We start from the raw sequence: 24,462 nt of genomic DNA, 5'->3' as shown, positions 1-24,462 counted from the left end.
CCCTCAGGCGGCCGGCACCCGGCGGGCGGCGACCTCGAAGACGAGTTCCCGGCCGTCCTCCTCGTCCCACTGCTCCCCGACCTCGACGAAGCCGAAGCCCGAGATCGTGGCCAGGGACGCCACGTTGCCGGGGCTGATCGTCGCCCGCACGGTGGTGACCCCGGGTTCGGCCGCCGCCCGGCGCAGCAACTCGGTCAGCGTGGACCGGGCGTACCCCTGGCGGCGGAAGCGGGGATCGACGGCGTAGCCGATCTCCACCATGCCGGCCTCGTCGGGCGGTCCGTGGAACCCGGCATGTCCGACGACGAGACCGTCGTCGCCGACCACCGCCTGCCGCGCCATCCACCGCGCACGGCGGGGGTCGGCGGCCATCTGGCCGAGCCGGAACCGCCACAGCCACCGTGCCCGGTCCGTCAGGAAGTACTCGGTCAGCACGACCCCGGCCGTCCGGCCGGCCACGGCCAGGTCTCCGTCGAGCAGAGCGGACATCACCGCACCGGACAACTCGACGAAACGAATACGTTTCGGGCTGGCTGTCGACGGTCTCGGGTCACCGGCTTCACCTGTCATCCGTGGATGCTCACCGATCGGCCCGCAGGCCGTCCAATGATTTCCGGGCCCCCGGTCAGGACAGTGCGCCGATCTCCGCCGGCGACAGGACACCGGCGTAGGTGCGGACTTCGTCCACGTCGCCGTCGAGGTGGTGGCTGCCGCCCTGGCCGGCCCCGTCGCGGCCGACCTGGAGGGCGAGGTGGGCGTTCCAGGCGTCGGACGCGGCGTACGGGGCACTGTCGGCGAGGTATCCGTCCCGGAAGAGGCGGACCTGGCCGGCCGTGCTGTCGTACTGCACGGCGAAGGTGTGCGGGCCGTCGCTGTAGGGGGCGGTCAGGGTGGTGGTCGCCGGCTCCGCGGTGTCGGCGTGGGCGAAGACGGCCTCCCAGACGCCGTCGGCCCGGTAGCGCAGGGTGAAGGCGTCGGCCTGGTCACCGCCCTGCGAGAGGAGCGCCATGTCCCGTTCCGGCGCCCACTGGTGCAGCCGCACCTGGGCCGTGACGGTGTAGCCGCGGTCGGTGTCGACCTGGTGGTCGTCGCTGTCCAGATGGTCGCCGTCGCCGTCGAGCGAGATGCTGCCCGCGCCGGTCAGCGGGTCGGCGGTGTCCAGGTGGGCGTCGCCGTTGAGGATGAGGCTCTTGCGGCCGTCGGCGTCCGGGGTGTCGGTGTACGTCTCCCCCTCGGTGCGCACGGTGTCCATCGCCCAGTAGCCCGTACGCGGCGGCGTGCGGTGGCCGAGACCGGCGATCTCCGCGGGCAGCACGACCCGGTCCCAGACCCGGACGTCGGCGAGGTCGCCGTGCCAGGGGCCGGTCCAGTGCACGCCGTCGGTCTCCAGCTCGCGTCCGATGTGCACGTATCCATGGGGGAGTCCGCTGGGCACCGCCGCCTCGCCGGTGGCGGCGAGGACCCCGTCGACGTAGAGCCGCGCGGTGCCCTTCACCGGGTCGTAGACGCCGGTCAGGTGGGACCACTCGCCGGGTGCCGGGGTGCCGCCGGTGACCTGGGTCGCGGCGCCGGATGCGCTGGGCAGGGAGAACCGGAAGGACGGCGTTCCGTCCGCTGTGACGGTGGTCCCGAGAGCGAAGTCGGAGGGTGCCTGGAAGCCGGTCTGGCTGACCGCCGTCATGGTGCGGTCGATGTCCTCGGGGCGGACCCAGGCGCTCACGGAGAAGCTCGCGGCGGGGTCCGCGGCCGTGGTCTCGGCGCGCAGCCCGACACCGTAGGAACCGTCCAGGGACACGGCCCCGGTGAGCGGTGTGCCGGTGGGTGCCTCGGCGCCGAAGGCAACGCTCTCGCCGGGGCCCGCCCAGGCCGACGGTCCGCCGGACGTCTCCGCGGCGGACAGGGAGCCCGCCGCGTCGTCCAGTTTCCACCGGGCCACCGAGTCGGCGGCCGAGGCGATCCGGAGCGTGTACCGGGTGGGCGCGCTGAGGTTGCCCGCCGCGTCGGCCGACTGGACCTCCAGGACCGTCACCCCGGTGCCGGGAGGAGTCAGCCGCACCGTCACCGGCGCCCCGGGCGCGTCCGCCCGCGCGACGGCCTGTGCGCCACCGCCGAAGGAGTAGTGGTACGCGGTGACGTCGGACGAGGAGGAGGCGAAGGTGAAGGCCGCGTAGCGCCCCACGAGATCCACCCACTCGGCACTGCCGAGCGGTACGTCGGGTGAGGTGACCTCGGGTGCGGCCGGTACCTGGGTGTCCTTGACGTACCGGCACCGGCCCTGGTCCGCCGCGTCGCTCCACGGTCCGTAGCCGTCACTGCCCTTGGCCCGCACCCGCCAACTGGCCGGCCCGTCGGGCACGGTGGCGGGCACCGGCCAGGAGAACTCCGATCCGCCGGCTTTGGCGGTGGTCTCGATGCTCAGACTGCCCGGCGTGCCGGAACCGTCGTCGTCCCAGCCCACCTCGAACTGCGCGCTCACCCGGTCACCGCCGGGGTCGCCCAGCACGGCCCGGAGGGTCGGCGAGACCCGTACCGGGGTGGGTGTCACCACGTCACAGGGCCGGTCGCCCGTGGTCAGCCGGTCGAGCGAGGGGCGTGCGGGTTCGTCCCCCGCCAGCGCGGAGGCCGGCCACGGGCCGGCCAGCACGGTGGCCGCGGCGAGGGCGACGGTCAGGACGCGGAAGGTTGGTCTCGGCACGATGTGACTCCCCGGTCGGTCGGCGGGGAGATCACGGCGCACACGCGCCGGTGCGGCGAACGGCCCGCCGTCCGGCCCGCCCCGCCCACCGGGCCCGCACTCGGAACAGCACGACGTCTGTCACCTGTGCGGAACCCGCCCCCCGGCCGCCACACTAGCCCCGGGCGTGGCATGACCGCCTCAGAAATATCTCGGCCTGAGCGCCCCGCGCAGCGGATACGCGACAGACAGCGCGACCAGCACGAGCAGTCCGCTCGCCCACAGCGGCCCGAGTTCCCCGGCCCCGGTGCCGAGCGCGGCGGCGCCGGCCAGGGGGCCGGTGGCGGCGCCGGCGTTGAGGGCGGCGGTCGCGTAGGAGCCCGCCAGGGTGGGGGCGCCGGCCGCCTCGTACAGGACCCGGGTGATCAGGGTGCTGCCGAGCGCGAAGGACAGCGCGCCCTGGAGGAGGACGAGGACGAGCAGGGCGGCCGGTTCGGCGGCCAGCACGGCCAGCGCGGGCCAGCCGAGGAGCAGCAGGGGGCCGGTGACCGCGACGACCGCGCCCGGGTGCCGGTCGGACAGCCGGCCGGCGACGGTGACGCCCGCGAACGCGCCGGCGCCGAAGAGCACCAGCGCGACCGGGACCCACAGGTCGCCCAGCCCGGCGGCGCCGGTCACCACCGGCGCGAGGAAGGTGAGGCCGGCGAAGGTCGCCGCGTTCACCAGCGCGCCCAGCAGCATGACCAGCAGCAGGCGGGGACGGGCGAGTTGGGCGAGTTCCGTGCGCAGGGCCGGGCCGTCGGCCGGGTCCCGCCGGGCGCGGCGGGCCGGGATGCCGGTGAGGACACCCACGGCGGCCGGCAGGCACAGCGCGGCGACCGCCCAGAAGGCGGCCCGCCAGCCGAGCAGCGCGCCGAGCGCCGAACCGCCGGGCACACCGGCGACGGTGGCCGCCGTGGTGCCCGCGAGCAGCACCGCGAGGGCGCGCCCCGTCCGGCCGGGCGGGACCAGCGTGGCGGCCGTCGTCAGGGCCACGGCGAGGAAACCGGCGTTCGCCACCGCCGCGGTCACCCGGGTCGCGAACAGCACCGGGAAGCTGGTGGTGACGGCGCCCAGCACATGGGCCGCGGCGCACACGAGGACGAACCCGAGCAGCGCGGAGCGGGGCGGCCAGGCGCGGGCGAAGACCGCGGTGAGCGGGGCGCCGACGGCCATGCCGACGGCGAAGGCGGTGCCGAGCGTGGCCGCGGTGCCCACGGTGACACCGAGGTCCGCGGCGAGGTCCGGCAGCAGGCCGGCGAGCATGAACTCCGAGGTGCCCATGGCGAACACGGCCAGGGCGAGCACGTACAGCGGGGCGGGCATCGAGAAGCTCCGAGGTGAGGAGGGCCGGAAAGGACGGCTCGGCTCGGCACCGCGGTCAGCGCCCGCAGGGGGGTACGTCCTGCTGGATCAGTGGATCAGTGGATCAGGGGGCTGACGGCGGCACCGAAAGCCCCCACCTCGTCCGACTCGGGGCTCGACATGGGCCGCACGGTACCGGACCCGTCCCCGGCCCGGCACCCCGGTTTCACGACGGCGGCCGCGGACGGACGGCGAGCACCGCGATGTCGTCGGCGCTGTCGGCGCCCAGGCCGATCAGCAGCTCGTCGCAGAACGTCTCCAGGGGCTCGCGGGCCAGCCCCGCCGCGTGCCGGCCCAGCCGGGCCAGCCCCCGGTCCAGCGGCTCGTCGCGGCGCTCGATCAGGCCGTCGGTGTACAGCAGCAGGGTCGAGCCGGCCGGCAGTACGGTGCTCGCCGTGCGGCGGGGCATCTCGGGGTCCATGCCCAGCAGCAGCCCCGACGCCTCGTCGAGGTAGCGGGTCCCGCCCTCCCAGGTGGTCAGCAGCGGCGGCAGATGGCCGGCCGAGGAGTGCTTCAGCTCCCACGGACCGTGCGGGCCGCCTTTGACCAGGCCGTACAGACAGGTGGCGGTGGCCTCCCGGTACAGGCTGTGGTTGGCCAGGTCCAGGCGGCGCAGCACCGTCTCGGGCGGCTCCTGCCGGTCCACCGCGATGCCGCGGAGCATGCTGCGCAACTGGCTCATGGCGATGGCCGCGTCCAGGTTGTGCCCGGTGACGTCGCCGATGACCACGGCGGTGTCCCCGTTGGGCAGGATGAAACTGTCGTACCAGTCGCCGCCGACCTGCGCGGTGGTGGAGGACGCGGCGTAGCGGGCGGCCAGCTGGAGGTTCTCCACCTCGGGCAGCACCGGCAGCAGGGAGCGCTGGAGGCGTTCGGCGATGTTGCGGGTCTGCTGGAACAGGCGGTCGTTGTCCACCCCCAGGGCCAGACTGCGCACCAGGTCGTCGACGAGGGACAGGTCGTCCTCCGTGAACGGCCGCCGTCCGGCCGTACGGGTCACCGTCAGGGAGCCGAAGATCTCCCGGCGGGCCATCAGCGGCGCGACGACGCTGCTGCCCGCGCCGAGCCTGCGGAACAGTTCCCGGTAATCGGCGTCCAGCGCGCTGCCGATCTGGCCGGCCGGCGGGGCGCCGTCGAGCAGCAGCGGGCCCGCGCCGCGCAGCGCCCGGGCCAGCGGGCCGCGGGACGCCTCGGAGACCGGCGGCAGCCGGCCCTCGTACGCCGAGGGATGCGGCCCCCGGGGATTGCGGTGGACGACGCAGGCCCGCTCCACCTGGGCGTCCTCGCGGAACAGGTCCACCGCGCACCAGTCGGCCAGCCGCCGCGTCAGCAGCCGGCCGACCGAGCGCAGTCCCTCGTCCAGGTTCAGTGTGTTGTTCAGCGCGGCCCCGGTGTCGGCCAGCAGGGCGAGCCGCTCCAGCGGGTTCAGGCCGGCCCGCGCCCCGTCCGGGCTCCGGCGGCGCTCCGGTCCCGGCGGCGGGCCCTCCTGCGGCAGCGCCGGCACCCGGCTCGGGCCGGGCGGGTCGGGGGTGTCGACGGAGGTGGTGGCCCGGGGCGAGAGCTGGGCGACGAAGACGGTACGGCCGTCGGCCATCTCCTGGGTCTCGATGTACAGCCGTACCGGCACCACCCGGCCGTCGCGGTGCAGCGCCGGCAGCGGCACGGAGCGGCCCACGATGCGGGCCCGCCCGGTGAGCAGCAGCGAGGTGAACGCCACGCTGTGGCGGCGGCGCAGATGCTCGGGGATGAGGGTGGTCAGCCGTTGCCCGACGAGGTCGTCCGGCCGCCAGCCGAGCAGGTCGGCGGCCGGCCCGTTCACCGCGATGATCCGGTTTCCGTCGTCGGCGGCGATCACCGGGAACCGGCTGGCCCGCATATGGCCGGCGTCCCAGGGCACCAGCTCGGAGGCGCTCGCGTCCGGTTCGCGGGGCACCACGGTCCAGGCCGTGGGGCGGTCCCCGGCGAGCTGGCCCAGGACCTGGTCGAACATCCAGTCCTGGAAGGCGCGGCCGCGCGGCAGCGCCGGCAGGGTGAGCAGCCGCTCCTCCCGCGCCGCGTCCTCGGCCAGGTCCAGTACCCGGCGCAGGACCCGGACCGCCGGTGCGGCGCCGGCCGGCAGCGGCAGCCGCAGGGTGCGCAGATGCGCCTCGGCCGGCGGCCGCGCCGACGCGGCGGCGACACAGGCGCTGAGTACGTGGTCGATGTCGGCGGCGGTGGCGAGGTCCGCGGCGGGCACGCCCGGCACCGGGGCGTCGGCCGACGCGGCGAGGGCCAGTTCGCGCAGTGTCGCGTGCCGGTGCTGCTGGGCCGCCGCGCACAGGGCGCTCGGCACGTCGACGAGTGTCACCGTCGCCGCCGCGCCGCCGCACGTCCCGGCCGGGTCCCACTCGGAGGCCGGCGACGGCGGCGGACCGTCCGGCCACAGCTCGAACCACACCGTCTTGCGCCGGCCGTCGCCCTCCGCCCCGTGCCGCGAGGCCAGCCGCTCCACCAGGTCCAGCCCCTGCCCGGTGCCGGCGCAGGGCGGATAGTGCCGCGCCACGGGGCCCTGGTCCGGCCGGTCGTCGCTGACCGCCACCCGCACCCTGCCGTCCGCGACGTCCACCGCCACCTCGGCGGCCGAGCGGGCGTGCAGCACGGTGTTGGTCACCAGCTCGCCGGCCAGCAACTGGGCGGTGTCGGCCAGCTCCCCGGGTACGCCGTCCAGCGCGGCCCGCACGAAGCGCCGGGCCGCCGCCGCGCTCCGCGGCGTCCCGGGAAACCCGCGGGACACGCTCTCCGGCCGGTCGACGTCGCGCATGTCACCAGTGTGCCGCTCCCGGCCCGGCCCGCACCTCGGCTTTCGGTGCGTCGCGGGGTACGGCGGCTCGTGGGTCGGCTTTCGGTGGTGCGGCGGGGTGTGGGGGTTCGCGCGGGGGGTCCGGGTGGTGCGGCGGGGTACGGCGGCTCGCGCCTCGGCTTGGGGTGCCGTCGCCGGCGTGGCGGTCCGCACCTCGGCTCTCCGGGCCGCCGCGGGCCACGGCGGCCCGGTGGGTTCAGTCGGTCAGGCCGGCGGCGAGTGCCGCCCCCAGCTCCCAGCAGGCCGCCAGCTCGGCCCTGCCGGGCTCGCCGGTCACGGTCACCGGCGGTGCCGCGCGCCGCCAGCCGAGCCCGGTGGTGACCGTGTCCAGGGCCCGCACCGCGCCCGTGGTGTCGCTGCCGCCGTGCACGTACGCGCCGAACGGCCGGCCGCGCGTCTCGTCCAGACACGGGTAGTAGACCTGGTCGAAGAAGTGTTTGAGGGCGCCGGACATGTAGCCCAGGTTGGCCGGGGTGCCCAGCAGGTAGGCGTCGGCCGCCAGCACGTCGGACGCGGTGGCCGCGAGCGCCGCCCGCCGCACCACGCGGACCCCCTCGATCTCCGGCGCGGTGGCCCCGGACACCACGGCCTCCAGCAGGGCCTGGCAGTGCGGCGAGGGCGTGTGGTGGACGATCAGCAAAGTGGCCATCCCCGCAGCGTGCCGGTTCGGGCGGGGCGGGGCAAGGAAGGGGGCCGCCCGCCCGAGTCGGGCGAGCGGCCCCGCGTCCGGGCGCCTGCGGTGGGTCAGTGCACCGGGGCCGCCGGGCCCTTGTCGGTCGGGGCGGCGTTGCCCGCCTCCTGGGCGAGCCGCTCCATGCCGCTGGTGGTCTTCAGCGGCTTCTCCTTGATGAAGACCACCGCGACCAGCGCCAGCAGGGCGAACGGCGTGGCGATGAGGAACAGGTCGGCGGTGGCGACACCGTAGGCGTGCTCCACGATCTCCCGCATCGGGCCGGCCAGCGTGGACATGTCCGGCAGGCTCTCACCGCCGCCCGAGTCGGCGCCGGCCGCACCGGCGACGCCGGCCTCCTTGAGGCTCTTGGTCATCTCGTCGGTGACCCGGTTGGCGAGGATCGCGCCGAGCACCGAGGTGCCGATGGTGCCGCCCATGCTGCGGAAGAAGGACAGCACGGAGGTGGCGGCGCCCAGTTCGGCGGCGGGCACGTCGTTCTGGGCGGCCAGCACCAGGTTCTGCATCAGCATGCCGACGCCGACGCCGAGGACCGCCATGTAGACGCTGAGCAGCCCGAAGTGGGTGTCGGCGCTGATCAGCGAGAGCAGCGCGAGGCCGGCCGCCATGATGACGGAGCCCGCCACCAGGTACCGCTTCCACTTGCCGGTGCGGCTGACCAGCTGGCCGGCCACGGTGGACGACACCAGCAGACCGAGGATCATCGGCAGGCTCATCAGACCGGCCGTCGTCGGCGACTTGCCCAGCGAGATCTGGAAGTACTGGGAGAGGAAGACGGTTCCGCCGAACATGGCGACACCGACCAGGAGGCTGGCGACCGTGGTCAGGGTGACCGTGCGGTTCCTGAAGATGTCCAGCGGGATGACCGGCTCGGTGGCCCGCGCCTCGACCAGCACCGCCAGGCCCAGCAGCAGCACGCCGCCGACGACCAGCGCGGCGGTCTGCCAGGAGGCCCAGTCGAACTGGTTGCCGGCCAGGGAGACCCAGATCAGCAGCGCGCAGACACCGGCCACGATGAGGAACGCGCCGAGCCAGTCGATCTTCACCTGGCGCTTGACGGTGGGCAGCTTCAGGGTGCGCTGCAACAGGAAGATGGCGAGCAGCGCGAACGGCACGCCGATGAAGAAGCACCAGCGCCAGCCCAGCCACGAGGTGTCCACCAGCACACCGCCGACCAGCGGTCCGGCCACGGTGCCGACGGCGAAGACGGCACCGAAGATGCCGGAGTACTTGCCCAGTTCGCGGGGCGGGATGACGGAGGCCATGACGACCTGGGCGAGGGCGGTCAGACCGCCGGCGCCGATGCCCTGCACGACCCGGCTGAAGATCAGCAGAGTCGCTCCGTGCGAGAAGCCCGCCAGCAGCGAGCCGATCACGAACATGCACAGCGAGAGCTGGAGCAGCAGCTTCTTGTTGAACAGGTCGGACAGCTTGCCCCACAGGGGCACCGTCGCGGTCATCGCCAGGAGTTCGGCGGTGACCACCCAGGTGTAGGCGGACTGGCTGGCACCCAGGTCGGCGATGATCGTCGGCAGCGCGTTGGACACCACGGTGCCCGCGAGGATCGCGACGAACATGCCGGCCATCAGGCCGGACATGGCCTGGAGTATCTGTTTCTGCGTCATGGAACTGGGCGGCGCGTCGGCGGGCGCCTGCGATGCGGTCACGACAACTCTTTCGACGGTGCTGATCAACAGTGCTGATCAGCAGATGATGTGGTGAACAGGGATGACAAGGAAGGACGCCGGCCCGCGCGGGCCGGCCAGGACGTCGGCGCCGGTGTCCAGGCGCGCGGTCGGACGGTGGGCGGCGCCGCGGCGGACAACCGGGCGGCCGGGGGGATGGACTACGCGGGCGGCGCCGGCAGTCCGGCGGCAAGGAGTGCGAAGACCTCCTGGAACACCTCGGGGAAGGCGCGCTGGTCCTGCCGGGCGCACCAGTGGTCGACGCTGACCCGGACGGCGGTGACCGCCACCGCGGCCAGCAGCCGCGGGTACAGGTCCAGGGCTTTGCGCCGTTCCTCGGGGGAGGCGTCCGGTGCGGGAGCGCCGGGGCCGGAGCGGATCCGTTCGGCGACGGCCTCGGCCAGTCCGGTCTCGTCCGCCATGTGCGCGCCGAGACTGCGGACCAGCAGATGCGGCGCGGCCCGCAGCACCTCGCCGTGCAGCCGCCACAGTTCGTGCTGCTGCTCGGCCTCCGCCAGCTCCGCGGCCAGGGCGTCGCGCACCGCTTCCAGCGGGGTGAGCCCGGCCGGTGCGGCGAGCAGCGCCTGCCGTACGTGGGCACCGCTCTCGGCACCCACCAGGACGAACACGTCGTCGCGGGTGTCGAAGTAGTTGAAGAACGTGCGGACGGAGACCCCGGCCGCGGCGCTGATCGCCTCGACGGTGACCTTCTCCGCCCCGTGCTCCGCCGCCAGACGCACCGCGGCCTCGGTGAGAGCGGCCCGTGTGGCCCGCTTCTTCCGCTCCCGCAGTCCGCCCCCGGCGGTACTCCCCTCCGACATAACTTGCATCATATGCAAACATGCATGACATGCAAAATTCGCCCCGGCCCCCGGCCCCGGCCCCGGCCCCGGCCCCCGGCCCCCGGCCCCGGCCCCCGGCCCCGGCCCCCGGCCCCGGCCCCTGATCCCGGCCCCTGATCCCTGATCCCCGGGCCGTCGATTCCCGGGGGCGGGGGAGTGACCCGAACGGCCCTGTCGGGTACCCGCCGGGTCCGCGCAGGGTGGTGGGATGTGCACCGGGCGCCACGGTTCGCCGGTCCCTCGGGCCGCGCGGCCGGCGGCACCACGGTCCACCCCCGGCCCGCCCGCCGTCCCGACCCGGAAAGGACTCCGATGTCCGCCGTTCCGCACGAGGCGCCCGCCCCACTGACCGACGCCGAACTAGCCGCCCTGGACGCCCACTGGCGCGCCGCGAACTACCTCGCCGTCGGCCAGATCTACCTGATGGCCAACCCCCTGCTCACCGAGCCGCTGCGCCCCGAGCACGTCAAGCCCCGGCTGCTCGGCCACTGGGGCACCTCACCCGGCCTCAACCTGGTGCACACCCACCTCAACCGGGTGATCAGGGCCCGCGACCTGGACGCCCTGTGCATCTGGGGCCCCGGCCACGGCGGGCCCGCCGTACTGGCCAACTCCTGGCTGGAGGGCACGTACACCGAGACGTATCCGGACCTCACCCGGGACGCGGCCGGGATGGGACGGCTGTTCAAGCAGTTCTCCTTCCCCGGCGGTGTGCCCAGCCACGTCGCCCCGGAGACCCCCGGCTCCCTCCATGAGGGCGGCGAACTGGGCTACTCCCTCTCGCACGCCTACGGCGCCGCCTTCGACCACCCGGACCTGACGGTCGCCTGTGTCATCGGTGACGGCGAGGCGGAGACCGGGCCGCTGGCCGCCTCCTGGCACTCCAACAAGTTCCTCGACCCGGTGCACGACGGCGCCGTCCTGCCGATCCTGCACCTCAACGGCTACAAGATCGCCAACCCGACCGTCCTGGCCCGCCTCCCCGAGACCGAGCTGGACGAGCTGCTGCGCGGCTACGGCCACGACCCGGTCCACGTCACCGGCGACGACCCGGCCGCCGTGCACCGGGCGCTGGCCCGGGCCATGGACACCGCCCTGGACCGCATCGCCGCCTTCCAGCGCGCCGCCCGCGAGGACGGCGCGACCGGGCGCCCCCGCTGGCCGATGATCGTGCTGCGCACCCCGAAGGGCTGGACCGGCCCCGCCGAGGTCGACGGCAAACAGGTCGAGGGCACCTGGCGCGCCCACCAGGTCCCGCTGGCCGGCGTCCGGGACAACCCCGAGCACCTGCGCGAGCTGGAGCGGTGGCTGCGCTCCTACCGCCCCGAGGAACTCTTCGACCAGACCGGCGCCCCGCGCCCCGCCGTCCTGAGCGGCATCCCCGAGGGCAGCCGCCGGCTGGGCGCCACCCCGTACGCCAACGGCGGACTGCTGCTGCGCGACCTGCCGCTGCCGTCGCTGGACACCTACGCCGTCGCCGTCGACAAGCCCGGCACGGCTCTGCACGAACCCACCCGGGTGCTCGGCGACGTCCTGCGCGACGTGATGGCCGCCACCGCCGACCGGCGCGACTTCCGCCTGGTCGGCCCCGACGAGACCGCCTCCAACCGCCTCCAGGCCGTCTACGCCGCCAGCGGCAAGGCGTGGCAGGAGCGGACCCTGCCCGTCGACGAGGACCTCGACCCGCACGGCCGGGTCATGGAGATCCTCTCCGAGCACACCTGCCAGGGCTGGCTGGAGGGCTACCTCCTCACCGGCCGGCACGGCCTGTTCTCCTGCTACGAGGCGTTCGTGCACATCGTCGACTCGATGGTCAACCAGCACATCAAGTGGTTGCGGGTGACCCGCCGGCTGCCCTGGCGGGCCCCCATCGCCTCCCTCAACTACCTGCTCACCTCGCATGTGTGGCGCCAGGACCACAACGGCTTCTCGCACCAGGACCCCGGCTTCGTCGACCACATCCTGAACAAGAGCCCCGAGGCGGTACGGGTCTACCTGCCGCCGGACGCCAACACCCTGCTCTCGGTCGCCGACCACGCCCTGCGCAGCCGTGACTACGTCAACGTCATCGTGGCCGGCAAGCAGCCCTGCTTCGACTGGCTGACGATGGACCAGGCCCGCGTGCACTGCGCGCGCGGCGCCGGCATCTGGGACTGGGCCGGCACCGAGGACGGCAGCCGGGAACCCGACGTGGTGCTCGCCTGCGCCGGTGACGTGCCCACCCAGGAGGTGCTGGCCGCCGCCCAGCTGCTCCGGCACCACCTGCCCGACCTCGCCGTCCGCGTGGTCAACGTCGTCGACATCGCCCGGCTGCTGCCCAGCGGCGAACACCCGCACGGCATGAGCGACTTCGAGTACGACGGCCTGTTCACCCCCGGCAAACCGGTGATCTTCGCCTACCACGGCTACCCCTGGCTGATCCACCGCCTGGCCTACCGGCGCACCGGCCACCAGCACCTGCATGTGCGCGGCTACAAGGAGATCGGCACCACGACCACCCCGTTCGACATGGTCGTCGGCAACGACATGGACCGCTACCGGCTGGTCATGGACGTCATCGACCGCGTGCCCGGCCTGGTGGTACGGGCCGCCGCCGTCCGGCAGCGGATGGAGGACGTCCGGCTGCGCCACCACGCCCACATCCGGGAGCACGGCGTCGACCTGCCCGAGGTCGCCGACTGGACCTGGGAGGGCTGACCACCGCCGCTGGACCCGCGACAAGGAGTACACCGTGACCGCGACCGCCGCCTCGACCTGGGAGTACCACGGCTATGACCCCGCCGAGGAGCGGCTGCGGGAGTCGCTGTGCACGCTCGGCAACGGCTGCTTCGCCACCCGCGGCGCACTGCCCGAGTGCGCCGCGGACGACGTGCACTACCCGGGCACGTATGTGGCCGGCTGCTACAACCGGCTCACCTCGTCCGTCTCCGGACGGCGGATCGAGAACGAGGACATGGTCAACCTGCCGAACTGGCTGCCGCTGCGCTTCCGGGTGGCGGGCGGCGAGTGGCTCACGCCGGACACCGCCGAGGTGCTCACCCACCGGCAGGCGGTGCACCTGGACTCCGGACTGCTGGAGCGGCACACCCGGTTCCGGATCGGCGGGCTGGGCGTGCTCGCCGTGCGGCAGCTGCGGCTGGTGCACATGGCAGATCCCCATCTGGCGTGCCTGCGTACCGAGTTCACGGCCGAGACCGGCGCCGTCGACCTCGACGTGGAGGCGGCCCTGGACGGCGGTGTCACCAACTCCGGGGTGCCGCGCTACCGGGACCTGGCGGGCCGTCACCTCACCCACGTGCACACCGGTGACGCCGGACCCGGCACGGTGTGGCTGCGCTGCCGCACCCGCACCTCGGACATCCGGGTCGGCCTGGCCTCACGGGTGACCGCCGACGTCCCGGCCGCGCCGGCGGCCGAGAAGCTGCGGGCCGTCCAGCGGCTGCGGCTGCCGCTGCGCCCCGGCCGCACGGCTGTCGTCGACAAGACCGTCGCCCTGCACACCTCACGCGACCCGGCGATCAGCGACCCGCTCCAGGCCGCCGTCGACCGGGTGGCCCGCGCGCCCGGCTTCGACGCGCTGCTGCGCAGCCACAGCACCGCCTGGGCCCAGCTGTGGCGCCGCGCCGAACTGGACGTGCCCGGCGAGGCGGGCGCCATCCTGCGCCTGCACCTCTTCCACGTCCTGCAGACCCTCTCCCCGCACACCGCCGACCTGGACGTCGGCGTCCCGGCGCGCGGCCTGCACGGGGAGGCGTACCGGGGCCATGTCTTCTGGGACGAGCTGTTCGTCCTGCCCTACCTCAACCTGCACTTCCCCGAGGTGTCCCGGGCGCTGCTGCACTACCGGCACCGCCGCCTGGAACGGGCCCGGGCGGCGGCCCGCGCGATCGGCCGGCGGGGCGCGCTGTACCCGTGGCAGAGCGGCAGCGACGGACGCGAGGAGACCCAGCAGCTCCACCTCAACCCGCGCTCCGGCCGCTGGCTGCCCGACCACTCGCACCTCCAGCACCACGTCGGCTCGGCCATCGCCTACAACGTGTGGCAGTACTGCGAGGCCAGCGGTGACGCCGAGTTCCTGCACACCAAGGGCGCCGAGACACTGCTCCAGATCGCCCGCTTCTGGGCCGACTCGGCGGTCTGGGACGACGGCCTGGACCGGCACCGCATCCGCGGCGTCGTCGGCCCCGACGAATACCACGAGGCATACCCGGACGCCGAGCGGCCCGGCCTCGACGACAACGCGTACACGAACGTCACCGCCGCCTGGGTGCTCACCCGCACCCTGGAGGTGCTGGCCGCACTCCCCGAGCCGCGCCGCCGCGAACTGGTCGAACGCACCGAGCTGGACGACGCCGAACTCCAGCAGTGGGAGAACGTCTCCCGCACCCTGCACGTCCCCTTCCACCAGGGCGTGATCAGCCAGTTCGAGGGCTACGGCGACCTGGCCGAACTCGACTGGGCGGGGCTGCGCGAGCGGCACGGTGACATCCGCCGCCTGGACCGGGTCCTGGAGGCCGAGGGCGACACCGTCAACCGCTACCAGGCGTCCAAGCAGGCCGACGTCCTCATGCTCGGCTACCTCTTCTCCCCGGCCGAACTCCGCTCGCTGTTCGCCCGGTTGGGATACCGCCTCGACGACGACACCTGGCACCGCACGGTCGACTACTACCTGGCCCGCACCAGCCACGGCTCCACCCTCAGCGGCCTGGTGCACGGCTGGGTGCTGGCCCGCGCCCGGCGCGCCGAGGCGTGGTCCTACGTACAGGAGGCACTCAAGGGCGATGTCGCCGACCTCCAGGGCGGCACCACCGGCGAGGGCATCCACCTCGGCGCGATGGCCGGCACCCTCGACCTCGTGCAGCGCGGACTGACCGGCCTGGAGACCCGGGCCGGCGCGCTGTGGCTGGACCCGGTGCCGCTGCCGGAACTCTCCTCCTACGGATTCTCGCTGCGCTACCAGGGCCACTGGGGCGTCCGGCTGCGGCTGGAGCACGAACTGCTGGAGATCGCCGTACCGGACTCCGGCCGGCTGCCGATCGACGTGCGGCTGCCCGGCCGGACGGTCCGGGTGGAGCCGGGCGACACCTGCCGCCTGGTCCTCCCGGACCGCCCCGGGACGGGGCTCAGCCCGGCAGCGGATAACTGACCACGCGCGGCGCGCCGTCCGGCCGGCCGTCGGTGTACGTCACGCTGATCCGGGTGAAGTGCCGCTCGCCCGGACCGTTCCCGCCGGTCACCGGCGCCGCCAGGCGCACCGTCACCGGATACGAGCGAAAGGTGCCCGCCGCGCAGTACGGCACGCAGTCGTTGACCACGTTGACCCCCCGGCCCACCGCCGCGTCGCTGCCCCACCGCGACCAGTGCAGCGCGTCCAGCCTGCTGTTGCCGTCGCCGCAGGCCAGCAGGTAGGCGCCGGGACGCACCTCGCCGCGGCCCTGGCAGTCGGCCAGGACGGGCCCGCTCGCGCGGTGCCGGTCCGGCTCCGGGGACGGGGTGGTGGCCGAAGCCGCTGTCAGGGGCGCCGCCGCGAGCGCCGCGGCGGCACCGAGTGTGACGGCCGCCCTCATCGCATGTCCGCGCATGTCCGCTCCTGCCGTTCGACCAGGGACCGCTGTGCTGTGGGTCACGGTCCGTCGTCCGATACGACGCTACGGCGGTGTCCGCCGAGGCACCACTCGGACGGAGTACCGCCCGGTCGGCACCGGTGTCGGCGGCCCGTCGGCGATCTGTCGGCCGGAGGGGGCAGGGTGGGACCCGCTCGCCGGCCCCGGGGAGCGCCCGCCCGCCGCCGAGGGAGCCGTCCGCCATGCCCACCACCCCGCCGCCCTGGGACGTCCGCCGGCCGCCCCGCGCCGAGGACCGGACCGTCCTGGTCACCGGCGGCAACGCCGGCATCGGCTACTTCACCGCCGAACAGCTCGCCGGCACCGGGGCCACCGTGGTGCTGGGCAGCCGGAACCCGGTCCGGGCCGCCGTCGCCCTGGACACCCTGCGTGCCCGCGTGCCGGGCGCCCGGGTCCGGTCGCTGCGCCTGGACCTGGCCGACCTGCCCTCGCTCGGTGGCGCCGCGGCCGCCCTGGGGTCCCTCGGGGTGGCGCGGCTGGACGCCGTGGTGCTCAACGCCGGCGTCGCGCTCGACGACCCGCCCCGGGCGGAGACCGGCGCCGGCCACGAGCTGATGTTCGCCACCAACCACCTCGGGCACTTCGCGCTGGTCCGGTGGCTGCTGCCACTGCTCGCGGCGGCGCCCGCGGGCCGCGTGGTGACCACCGGCAGCTTCGCGGCGAAGACCGAGCGGCTCGACCTGGCCGACCTCCAGTCCCGTACCGGCTACCGGCCCAAGCGCGCCTACGGGCGGTCCAAGCTGGCGCAGATGTACTTCGGCCTGGAACTCGACCGGCGGCTGCGGGCCGCCACCAGCACGGTGAGCAGCGTCGTGGTCCACCCGGGCGGCGCCCTGGACGGACTGACGCCCGCGCGGAAGGGGGTCCACGAACCGGCTCCGGGCGCCCGGCTGACGTCGGCGCCGGCTGCCCTGCTGGTGCAGGGCAAGCACGCCGGGGCCTGGCCCGCCGTCCGGGCGGTGCTCGATCCGGCCGTCCGCGGCGGGCAGGTGTGGGGGCCGCGGGTGTTCGGGCTGCGCGGCAGGCCGCGGCCCGAACCACTGTGGCCGCACCTGACCGACACCGCCGTCGCGGCCCGGTTGTGGGAGGCGAGCGTCCGGCTCACCGGGGTCGATCCGGCCGACGCGCTCGGCCCGCGCCCGGCCGGGGAGGTCAGAACGTGACCGCGTCCCGGATCAGCGGGCAGGTCATGCAGTGGCCGCCGCCCCGGCCCCGGCCCAGTTCGGCGCCGACGATGGTGATCACCTCGATGCCGGCCCGGCGCAGCAGGGCGTTGGTGTGCGTGTTGCGGTCGTAGGTGAACACCACCCCGGGCGCCACGGCCACCGCGTTGTTGCCGCTGTCCCACTGCTGCCGCTCGGAGGCGTACACGTCGCCGCCGGTCTCCACCACCCGCAGCGCGCCGAGCCCCAGCGACCGGGCGACCACCTCGGTGAACGGCGTCGTGCCCTCGTCGGTGACCTCGATGCCGGGCGCCTTGTCGCTCGGCCGCAGCGAGAAGGTGTGCACGGCGTCCATGATCTTCGGGTAGAGGGTGACGACGTCCCGGTCGGCGAAGGTGAAGACGGTGTCCAGGTGCATCGCCGACCGGAGCCGCGGCAGCCCCGCGACGATCACCTGCTCGGCGGCGCCCGCCCGGAACAGCGCGGCGGCGACCTGCGTGATGGCCTGCCGCGAGGTGCGCTCGCTCATGCCCATCAGCACGACCCCGCCGCCGACCGGCATGATGTCGCCGCCCTCGAAGGTGGCCTGCCCCCAGTCGCGTTCCGGATCGCCCCACCACACCGTCGACCCCGCGAACTCCGGGTGGAAGGTGTACACCGCCTTCATCAGCAGCGTCTCGTCGTGCCGGGCCGGGTAGTACAGCGGGTTGAGTGTCACCCCGCCGTACAACCAGCAGGTGGTGTCCCGGGTGTACAGGGTGTTGGGCAGCGGCGGCATCAGGTACTCGCGCGCGCCGGTCGACTCCCGGGCCAGCGCCAGGTACCCGGAGCGGAAGTCGGCGGGCAGGTCGGCGGTGGCCAGCCCGCCGATCAGGAACTCGGCCAGCCGGCGGGGCGCCAGTGACTCCAGATAGGCCCGGGTGGCGTCGATGAGACCGAGCCCGACCTGGCCCGCGACGATCTTCCGCTCCAGCAGCCAGTCCCGGGCCCCGGGAACGGCCAGCGTCTCGGCCAGCAGGTCGTGCAGCTCGACCACCTCCACCCCCCGCCCGCGCAGCGCCGCCACGAAGTCGGCGTGGTCGCGCTGGGCGTTCTCCACCCACATCACGTCGTCGAAGAGCAGGTCGTCGGAGTTGGTCGGGGTCAGCCGGCGGTGCGCGAGGCCGGGGGAGCACACCAGCACCTTGCGCAGCCGGCCGACCTCGGAGTGGACGCCGTACACGGGTGACATGGTGGTGTCGTCGTCGGTCACGAAACCTCCTTGAGAGCCGGGTTCACAGAGCCTGCTTCACGCAAGCCGGATTCACAGGCTGATCCAGCCGGCCGCCAGCGCGACGACGCCGAGCACCGCGCCGGCCACCGAGACGGCCAGCACCACGAGTTCACCGGGGGAGAAGAGCCGTCGGCCCTGTTCCCGGCGGGCCATCACGAACAGGACGGTGGCCGGGGCGTAGAGGACGAACGAGACCAGCAGGAACTTCAGGCCGGCCGCGTACAGCAGGAACGCGGTGTACAGCGTGGCCAGCACGGCGACGGGCGTCCGGGCCCGGGCCCGCACCGCGAAGGCGGCGGCCAGCAGGTACGGGATCAGCGACAGCGCGCTGGTCAGGTTGAGCGCGAAGTCGAAGGCGTCGTCCGAGAAACTGGTGACGATCAGCACCGCCTGGGTGAGCAGCGACGTCATCAGCAGCGCCGGCACCGGTACGTCCACGGCGTTGGCGCGGCGCAGGAAGCGCGGCATGTCGTCGTCCCGGGCGGCGACGAAGAGCACCTCGGCCGCCATCAGCGTCCACGCCAGATACGCGCCGAGCACGGACACGATCAGTCCGACGCTGACGAAGACCCGCCCCCAGGTGCCGACGGCCGACTCCAGGACACCGGCCATGGACGGCTGGCGCAGGCCGGCGATCTCGCCCATCGGCATGATCCCGTACGACACGATGGTCACCGAGGCGAAGACCGCGAACACGCTGAGGAAGCCCAGCACGGTGGCCCGGCCCACGTCGGAACGGCGCTTGGCGTGCCGCGAGTAGACGCTGGCGCCCTCGACGCCGAGGAAGACGAAGACGGTGGCCAGCATCGTGCCGCGGACCTGGGAGAAGAGCGATCCGGCGTAGTCGGCGCCGGCGAAGTTGCCGGCGAAGACACCCGGATCGAAGTAGCACAGCGCCAGCACGATGAAGATCAGGATCGGCACCAGCTTGGCCACCGTCACGACCTTGTTGATGGCGGTGGCCTCCCGCACACCCCGCCGGATCATGAAGAAGAACGCCCACAGCCCGGCCGACGACAGCACCACCGCCACCGCGGTGTCCCCCTCGCCCAGTTCCGGCCAGATCGCGCCGACCGTCGACATGATCAGCACCCAGTACGTCACGTTGCCGACGCAGGTGCTGGCCCAGTAGCCGAACGCCGAGAAGAAACCCAGGTACTCGCCGAAGCCCGCCTTGGCGTACGCGTACACACCCGCGTCCAGATCGGGCCGGCGCACCGCCAGCGACTGGAAGACGAAGGCCAGCATCAGCATGCCCGCCCCGGCGACCGCCCAGGCGATCAGTGCCCCCGCGACCCCGGTCTCCTCGGCGAACCGGCTCGGCAGCGAGAAGACGCCCGCGCCGACCATCGACCCGACGACCATGGCCGTCAGGGTGAGCAGCGGCAGCTTGGCGGCCGGCGGGTGCTGCCTCTCGGTGTCGGACGGGGCGGCCTGCGGCATGTCGTCCCTCGGGGTCGCTGAGCATTGCGACCACTGTGCCCCAGGTGATCGGCGCGGGCACGTCGGCGGCGGGGCGGTCAGTGCCCGGTGCGCAGGTCGACGCCGTGCCGGGCCAGGGACAGCACACCGAGGACGACCAGGGCGACGCCGAGCGCCATCGGCAGCAGCCACCAGCCGGTCCGCAGCTGTTCGAGGTAGAGGAACACCCCGAGCAGCAGGCTGACCGTCGCGTCCCCGAGGGTGAGGGCGGGCTGCGAGGCGACCAGCGGACCGCCCTGCATGGAGTGCTCCAACAGCAGGACGGCGCCCACCCCGGCCGCGGCGAACGCGTAGGTCTGCCACGCGGCCAGGAACCCGGACACCCCGTCCGTGCCCAGCACCCGCATGGAGTCCTTCATCAGCGCCGCCGTCAGCGCGTAGCACACCGCGGTGGCCGCGCCCAGGCAGCCGGCCCGGGCCTTGCCGACCGGGCGCCGCAGCCCGGCCCCGGCCAGCAGCACGGCCGCCACCGCGCAGGCCGCCAGCCCGACCGCCCAGCGCGCACCGGACACCTCGCCCTGGCCGCCGTACGGCGCCGCCGCCCCCAGGGCGATGCCGAGCCCGGCCACCACGGCGGCCACCGCGCCCCACATCACGGGCGGCAGTCGGCGCCCCGTGGACAGCGAGGCCAGCAGCAGCGCCAGCGGGAGTTCCAGCACGAACAGCGGCTGGACCAGGGAGAGCGGACCGGTCGCCAGCGCCGCCGCCTGGCCCACCCCGGCGACGATCACGGCGAGCATCCCGGCCAGCCAGACCGGCCGCCGCAGCAGGTCGAGGACGAGCGAGAGGCGGAACCCCTGGGACTGCGGCACGGTCAGCGCGGCCCGCCGCTGCAGCACGGTGGCCGTGGCGTTGCTGAGCGCGGCGAGGAGCGCGAAGAGGACCGACAGGAGGAGGACACCCATCCACCGATCCTCGCCGCCCACCGCGCCGGGCGCGCGCCGGGACCGGCCACCTACCGGAACAGGATCAGAAGGGGTAGTCGGCGATGTCCGGGCGGACGGTGACCCACTGGGTCTCGGTGAAGGCTTCGAGGTTGGCGGTGGCGCCGCCGAACCGGGAGCCGGTGCCGGATGCCTTGACTCCGCCGAAGGGGGCGTTGGGCTCGTCGTCGACGGTCTGTTCGTTGATGTGGACCTTGCCGGTGTCGATCCGGTCGGCGAGTGTCATGGCGGTGCCGACGTCGCCGAGGATGCCGACGGACAGTCCGTATGCGCAGTCGTCGACGATCCGCGCGGCGTCGTCGATGGTGGAGAAGCCGATGACGGGGGCGACCGGGCCGAAGATCTCCTCGCGCCAGGCCGGCATGTCGGTGGTCAGGTCGGTCAGTACGGTGGCGCGGTAGCAGGCGCCGGTGATCTCGCCGCCGGCGGCCAGTGTGGCGCCGGCCGCGACGCTGTCGGTGACGATGGAGTGCACCCGTTCCAGTTGCCGGCGGTCGATGATCGGGCCGAGTGCCACGTCCTCGCGGGCCGGGTCGCCGACGGGGAGAGCTTTGGCCTTGGCGGCGAGCGCGGCGGTGTATTCCTCGATGAGGGAGTGGTGGACGATGTGCCGGCCGGTGGTCATGCAGATCTGGCCCTGGTGCAGGTAGGAGCCGAACGCGCCGGCGGCGGCCGCTTTCGCGACGTCCGCGCCGGGCAGGACGACCAGGGCGTTGTTGCCGCCGAGTTCGAGGTGGGCCCGCTTGAGGAGCCGGCCGGCCTGTTCTGCGATGGCCCGGCCGACCGGTGTGGATCCGGTGAAGGAGATGACCCGTACCTCGGGTGCCTCGACCACCGCCTGTCCCACCGCGCCGTCGCCCGGCAGCAGGTGCAGGACGCCCTCGGGCAGCCCGGCCTCCTGCAGCACCCGTGCGATGGCGACACCGCCGCTGACCGCGGTGCGCGGGTCCGGTTTGAGCAGGACCGCGTTGCCCAGGGCGAGCGCGGGTGCCACTGAGCGCAGGCCGAGGATGAGCGGGAAGTTGAAGGGGGCGATGACGCTGACCACGCCGGCGGGGCGGCGCCGCGCGAACGACCAGCGGGGTGTCTGGGAGGTGAGTACCTCGCCCTGCGGGTGGCTGGGCAGTCCGGCGCACTCGAAGAACTCGCCGATGGCCAGCCCGACCTCGAAGGCCGCCTTGGCGCGTACCGATCCGGCCTCCCGGATCAGCCAGTCCTCGGCCTCGGCGGCGTGCTCGGTCAGCAGCTCGCCCGCCCGGCGCAGTACCGCGGCCCGTTGCTGTGGCGGGGTGGCCGCCCAGGCCCGCTGGGCCTCGGCGGCCCGGGTGGCGGCGCGGCCGACGTCCTCGGGGGTGGCCAGACCGACGGTGCCGAGCCGGTCGCCGGTGGCCGGCTCGGTCACCGGCCGCGTCGCGGCGGCATCCCGCCAGCCGCCGCTGTAGAACTTCTTGCTCCAGACCGCACTGTCCAGAAGGGTCATCGCGTCTCTTCCTCTCGTCGGGGCCATCGAACAACTCGGCCTACAACCACACAAGTGCTTGAACGACTTGTTCACCATAACCGGTTGAAGCAAAGCCGTTCATCGGGCAGGCTGCCCCTATGACCTCCACCCCGCCCCCTCCCGACGTCTTCTCCCCGCCGAGCCCGGAAGCGGCCCGCGCCCAGCGGGTGTACGCCGCCCTGCTGCGCATCGCCGAACGGCACGCGGCCACCGACGCCCAGCGCCGTCGCCAGACCAACCCCGCGCTGCTCGGCCCGCACGAGGCCGTCCGGCTCGTCGCCTTCCTGCTCAGCGGGGCGGCACTGCCACACGACGGCGAACCCGAGGTGGACCGGGCCGACATCACCGCCGCGCTGAGCCTGGTCCCGCTGGTCCGCGGCGAACTGGACGAACTGGAGGCCGGGCTCCTGAAGATGGCCCGGGGCCGCGGCATGACCTGGCACGAGATCGCCTTCGGCCTGGGCCTGGGCACCCCGCAGGCCGCCCGCCAGCGCTACGAGCGGCTGTCCGAGCGCGTCGACACCGACCCCGTCGGAGCCGACTGATCACCAGCTCAGAAGCAGCTCAGAAGCAGCTCAAGTAGCTTGATCGGTACGGCGTCCCGCGTCGACGATGGAGACATGTTCGGACGAAGCAAGCCGCTGGAACTCAATGTCCTCGTCCTGCGCGACGCGGACGTCATCGCCGCCGCCCTGCGCACGGCGCTGGCCGACGCCGCACCCGAGGAGCGGCCCGGTCTGGAGCGGGCCGCCGCACTGGTGGAGCAGGCGGCGGCGGTACCGGACGCCGCCCTGCGCGCCCGCTGGGTCCATGAACGGCTCACCGCCGCCGGCCACGAGGGCCCCGCCGACTCGATACCGGCGATCAAGACCCTGCGCGAGTCCGCGCCCGGACTGAGCCTGCTGTCCGCCGTCCAGTTGGCGAAGGACGCGGCGGCGCACCGGGCGTAGCGCGGCGGGGCGCCGCGCCCGTACCGTCTCTCCTGTCACCAGGTCGTGCGCTCCAGCGCGAACGGGGGCGCACGGGTGTTCGGCGTGAGCCCTGTACGCGCCCCGGCTCGCGTGGGCACAATGCGCCATGCCATCGATCATGTGGCTGAGGTGCTGAACCCTTCAGGTGCCGGACCCCCGCCACCCGAATCCCGAGGAAGGCAGGTCGGCCGCCGTGCTGTTGCGTCTGCCCACGTCCGTGTCCGAAGCGCAGGAGTACCTCGCCCAGGGGGCGGTGCCCATAGGCGGAGCGACCCTCGTCTGGGCGGGCTGGCAACGGGACGGCTTCCCCGAACTGGCCATGTCGCTAAGGAACCTGCCGGAGGCGAACGAGATAGCCCGCGAGACGCTGGGCGCGGCCGTGCTGCTGCACCGGGTCGACGAACGGGTGCCCGAGGTGCTGCGGCGCGCGGCCGGCACGGTGGGCACCGGAGCGGTACGGCGGACCGCCACGGTCGGCGGCAACATCGTGGGCAGCACGCTGCGCTGCCTGCTGCCCGCGGCGCTGGTGCTGGACGCCCGGGCCACGGTGCTGTCCCAGGACCGGGTCCTGGAGACCGACCTCACCGAACTCGTCGCCAAACGGCCCCTGTTGCTCTCGTTGCGCTGGCGGGCGCCCCTGGTCAGCGGCTACCGCAAGCTGCCGGCCGAGGCGGGCGGCCCGCCGCCGCTGGTCGTCGCCACCGCCGTGCACGCCGAGGAGAGCGGGCGCCGGCGGCTGCGGGTCGCGGTCCGCGACGGCTACGAGGTGTTCAGCGAGAGCGCCGACTGCGGTACGGACGCCGGGGACACCGCCGACGCGCTGGACGCCTCCGCCCTCGGCTCGCTGGCCGCCGAGGCCCGCGCGGTGCTGCGCGAGCAGGTCACCGAGATCCTGGACCGCGCCGCCGAACACTGAGGCGTCGTCGGGCACGGAACGCGCGGCGGACGTCCGGGCAACGCGACTTTCCGGTCCCGGACGGGCGCGGTGGCGCCAACGTCCGCCGTGCGCCCGCCGATTCGGCGCCCGGGCTTGACTGGCCGGGACCCGGTAGGCCTACTGGAAGGCGCGGGCCGGGCGTATGGGGGAGTCGTCCGGACCGGACCCGTAGGCCGGCCCCCGCCGAGACGCAGGGGCAGGAGTCCGGATGGTGCGGCGTCGATGGGCAGTGGCCGTGGTGCTGCTGCTCGCCTCGGTGCTGCTGAACCTCTTCGCGCCGCAGCAGGCACCGCACGAGACCGCCGCCGCCGTGGTCGCGGCCCGGATGGACGTCGCGCCGGGCGACGGTCCCCGGGACACCGAGGCCGAGAGCCTCACCGAGCCGAGCCCCCGCGCGGACGGCACCGCCGTCCGCCGCGCCGCGCCGCGCCC

19 protein-coding genes are annotated in these 24,462 nt (G+C 74.1%); 7 read left to right on the top strand and 12 right to left on the bottom strand.

The window, feature by feature from the left end:
* Positions 1–3 precede the first annotated feature (3 nt).
* The 7 genes from ACTT8P_RS02975 to ACTT8P_RS02945 form a co-directional block, all read right to left on the bottom strand.
* Positions 4–489, bottom strand: a complete 486-nt coding sequence (locus ACTT8P_RS02975; RefSeq protein WP_442829921.1) for a GNAT family N-acetyltransferase — start codon at positions 487–489, stop codon at positions 4–6.
* A 136-nt stretch (positions 490–625) separates the two neighbouring features.
* Positions 626–2,695, bottom strand: a complete 2,070-nt coding sequence (locus ACTT8P_RS02970) for a LamG-like jellyroll fold domain-containing protein (RefSeq protein WP_442829920.1) — start codon at positions 2,693–2,695, stop codon at positions 626–628.
* A gap of 180 nt (positions 2,696–2,875) precedes the next feature.
* Positions 2,876–4,039: a Cmx/CmrA family chloramphenicol efflux MFS transporter gene (locus ACTT8P_RS02965; RefSeq protein ID WP_442829919.1), complete on the bottom strand. Its 1,164-nt coding sequence runs from the start codon at positions 4,037–4,039 to the stop codon at positions 2,876–2,878.
* 205 nt (positions 4,040–4,244) lie between these two features.
* Positions 4,245–6,878, bottom strand: coding sequence for a SpoIIE family protein phosphatase (locus ACTT8P_RS02960; RefSeq protein ID WP_442829918.1), 2,634 nt, complete (start codon positions 6,876–6,878; stop codon positions 4,245–4,247).
* Positions 6,879–7,113: 235 nt separating this feature from the next.
* A complete protein-coding gene (locus ACTT8P_RS02955) occupies positions 7,114–7,566 on the bottom strand; it encodes a flavodoxin family protein (RefSeq protein ID WP_442829917.1) in 453 nt (150 codons plus the stop codon).
* A 95-nt stretch (positions 7,567–7,661) separates the two neighbouring features.
* Positions 7,662–9,275, bottom strand: a complete 1,614-nt coding sequence (locus ACTT8P_RS02950) for an MDR family MFS transporter (protein ID WP_442829916.1) — start codon at positions 9,273–9,275, stop codon at positions 7,662–7,664.
* Positions 9,276–9,454: 179 nt separating this feature from the next.
* A complete protein-coding gene (locus ACTT8P_RS02945) occupies positions 9,455–10,123 on the bottom strand; it encodes a TetR/AcrR family transcriptional regulator (RefSeq protein ID WP_442830030.1) in 669 nt (222 codons plus the stop codon).
* A gap of 324 nt (positions 10,124–10,447) precedes the next feature.
* Here ACTT8P_RS02945 and ACTT8P_RS02940 point away from each other — a divergent pair, with 324 nt between their 5' ends.
* Positions 10,448–12,832, top strand: coding sequence for a phosphoketolase family protein (locus tag ACTT8P_RS02940; RefSeq protein ID WP_442829915.1), 2,385 nt, complete (start codon positions 10,448–10,450; stop codon positions 12,830–12,832).
* Positions 12,833–12,866: 34 nt separating this feature from the next.
* Positions 12,867–15,281 (top strand): glycoside hydrolase family 65 protein, encoded by a 2,415-nt coding sequence (locus tag ACTT8P_RS02935; protein WP_442829914.1) that lies wholly within the window; start codon positions 12,867–12,869, stop codon positions 15,279–15,281.
* Here the strand turns inward: ACTT8P_RS02935 and ACTT8P_RS02930 are convergent.
* Positions 15,259–15,717: a hypothetical protein gene (locus ACTT8P_RS02930; protein WP_442829913.1), complete on the bottom strand. Its 459-nt coding sequence runs from the start codon at positions 15,715–15,717 to the stop codon at positions 15,259–15,261. The two genes, ACTT8P_RS02935 and ACTT8P_RS02930, sit on opposite strands and share 23 nt — an antisense overlap.
* A 224-nt stretch (positions 15,718–15,941) precedes the next feature.
* On the opposite strand from ACTT8P_RS02930, the gene ACTT8P_RS02925 reads away from it, so the two are divergent.
* Positions 15,942–16,922 (top strand): SDR family NAD(P)-dependent oxidoreductase, encoded by a 981-nt coding sequence (locus ACTT8P_RS02925; RefSeq protein ID WP_442829912.1) that lies wholly within the window; start codon positions 15,942–15,944, stop codon positions 16,920–16,922.
* Here the strand turns inward: ACTT8P_RS02925 and ACTT8P_RS02920 are convergent.
* The 4 genes from ACTT8P_RS02920 to ACTT8P_RS02905 all read right to left on the bottom strand — a co-directional run bounded on the left by ACTT8P_RS02920 (position 16,912) and on the right by ACTT8P_RS02905 (position 22,101).
* Positions 16,912–18,153, bottom strand: coding sequence for an arginine deiminase (locus tag ACTT8P_RS02920; RefSeq protein ID WP_442830029.1), 1,242 nt, complete (start codon positions 18,151–18,153; stop codon positions 16,912–16,914). The genes ACTT8P_RS02925 and ACTT8P_RS02920 overlap by 11 nt on opposite strands.
* Positions 18,154–18,225: 72 nt before the next feature.
* Positions 18,226–19,638 carry a basic amino acid/polyamine antiporter gene (locus tag ACTT8P_RS02915; protein ID WP_442829911.1) on the bottom strand — a complete coding sequence of 471 codons (1,413 nt, stop codon included), beginning with the start codon at positions 19,636–19,638 and terminating at the stop codon, positions 18,226–18,228.
* A 77-nt stretch (positions 19,639–19,715) separates the two neighbouring features.
* On the bottom strand, positions 19,716–20,582 hold the full coding sequence (locus ACTT8P_RS02910) for a DMT family transporter (RefSeq protein ID WP_442829910.1): 867 nt from the start codon (positions 20,580–20,582) through the stop codon (positions 19,716–19,718).
* Between the two features lie 64 nt (positions 20,583–20,646).
* The gene (locus ACTT8P_RS02905) at positions 20,647–22,101 is read right to left on the bottom strand and encodes an aldehyde dehydrogenase family protein (protein ID WP_442829909.1); all 1,455 of its coding nucleotides are present in this window, start codon (positions 22,099–22,101) and stop codon (positions 20,647–20,649) included.
* Between the two features lie 119 nt (positions 22,102–22,220).
* On the opposite strand from ACTT8P_RS02905, the gene ACTT8P_RS02900 reads away from it, so the two are divergent.
* From ACTT8P_RS02900 to ACTT8P_RS02885, 4 genes are all read left to right on the top strand, one after another.
* Positions 22,221–22,667: a DNA-binding protein gene (locus tag ACTT8P_RS02900; protein WP_442829908.1), complete on the top strand. Its 447-nt coding sequence runs from the start codon at positions 22,221–22,223 to the stop codon at positions 22,665–22,667.
* A gap of 75 nt (positions 22,668–22,742) precedes the next feature.
* On the top strand, positions 22,743–23,072 hold the full coding sequence (locus ACTT8P_RS02895) for a hypothetical protein (protein ID WP_442829907.1): 330 nt from the start codon (positions 22,743–22,745) through the stop codon (positions 23,070–23,072).
* 214 nt (positions 23,073–23,286) lie between these two features.
* A complete protein-coding gene (locus ACTT8P_RS02890; RefSeq protein WP_442829906.1) occupies positions 23,287–24,009 on the top strand; it encodes an FAD binding domain-containing protein in 723 nt (240 codons plus the stop codon).
* Positions 24,010–24,238: 229 nt separating this feature from the next.
* On the top strand, positions 24,239–24,462 hold a 224-nt coding region (locus ACTT8P_RS02885), incomplete at its 3' end, for a hypothetical protein (protein WP_442829905.1).

Source organism: Streptomyces sp. JW3 (assembly GCF_052216785.1).
In the GTDB taxonomy this organism is placed as follows: domain Bacteria; phylum Actinomycetota; class Actinomycetes; order Streptomycetales; family Streptomycetaceae; genus Streptomyces.
Note: the sequence above shows the minus strand (reverse complement) of the source record. Positions and strands in the feature narration are given on the sequence as shown.

Bases quoted from the DNA above. Each gene is read 5' to 3' on its own strand.
- ACTT8P_RS02975 (WP_442829921.1), bottom strand. From the start codon at position 489: ATGTCCGCTCTGCTCGACGGAGACCTGGCCGTGGCCGGCCGGACGGCC.
- ACTT8P_RS02965 (WP_442829919.1), bottom strand. From the start codon at position 4,039: ATGCCCGCCCCGCTGTACGTGCTCGCCCTGGCCGTGTTCGCCATGGGC.
- ACTT8P_RS02960 (WP_442829918.1), bottom strand. From the start codon at position 6,878: ATGCGCGACGTCGACCGGCCGGAGAGCGTGTCCCGCGGGTTTCCCGGG.
- ACTT8P_RS02955 (WP_442829917.1), bottom strand. From the start codon at position 7,566: ATGGCCACTTTGCTGATCGTCCACCACACGCCCTCGCCGCACTGCCAG.
- ACTT8P_RS02945 (WP_442830030.1), bottom strand. From the start codon at position 10,123: ATGCAAGTTATGTCGGAGGGGAGTACCGCCGGGGGCGGACTGCGGGAG.
- ACTT8P_RS02940 (WP_442829915.1), top strand. From the start codon at position 10,448: ATGTCCGCCGTTCCGCACGAGGCGCCCGCCCCACTGACCGACGCCGAA.
- ACTT8P_RS02930 (WP_442829913.1), bottom strand. From the start codon at position 15,717: ATGCGCGGACATGCGATGAGGGCGGCCGTCACACTCGGTGCCGCCGCG.
- ACTT8P_RS02925 (WP_442829912.1), top strand. From the start codon at position 15,942: ATGCCCACCACCCCGCCGCCCTGGGACGTCCGCCGGCCGCCCCGCGCC.
- ACTT8P_RS02920 (WP_442830029.1), bottom strand. From the start codon at position 18,153: ATGTCACCCGTGTACGGCGTCCACTCCGAGGTCGGCCGGCTGCGCAAG.
- ACTT8P_RS02915 (WP_442829911.1), bottom strand. From the start codon at position 19,638: ATGCCGCAGGCCGCCCCGTCCGACACCGAGAGGCAGCACCCGCCGGCC.
- ACTT8P_RS02910 (WP_442829910.1), bottom strand. From the start codon at position 20,582: ATGGGTGTCCTCCTCCTGTCGGTCCTCTTCGCGCTCCTCGCCGCGCTC.
- ACTT8P_RS02905 (WP_442829909.1), bottom strand. From the start codon at position 22,101: ATGACCCTTCTGGACAGTGCGGTCTGGAGCAAGAAGTTCTACAGCGGC.
- ACTT8P_RS02900 (WP_442829908.1), top strand. From the start codon at position 22,221: ATGACCTCCACCCCGCCCCCTCCCGACGTCTTCTCCCCGCCGAGCCCG.
- ACTT8P_RS02895 (WP_442829907.1), top strand. From the start codon at position 22,743: ATGTTCGGACGAAGCAAGCCGCTGGAACTCAATGTCCTCGTCCTGCGC.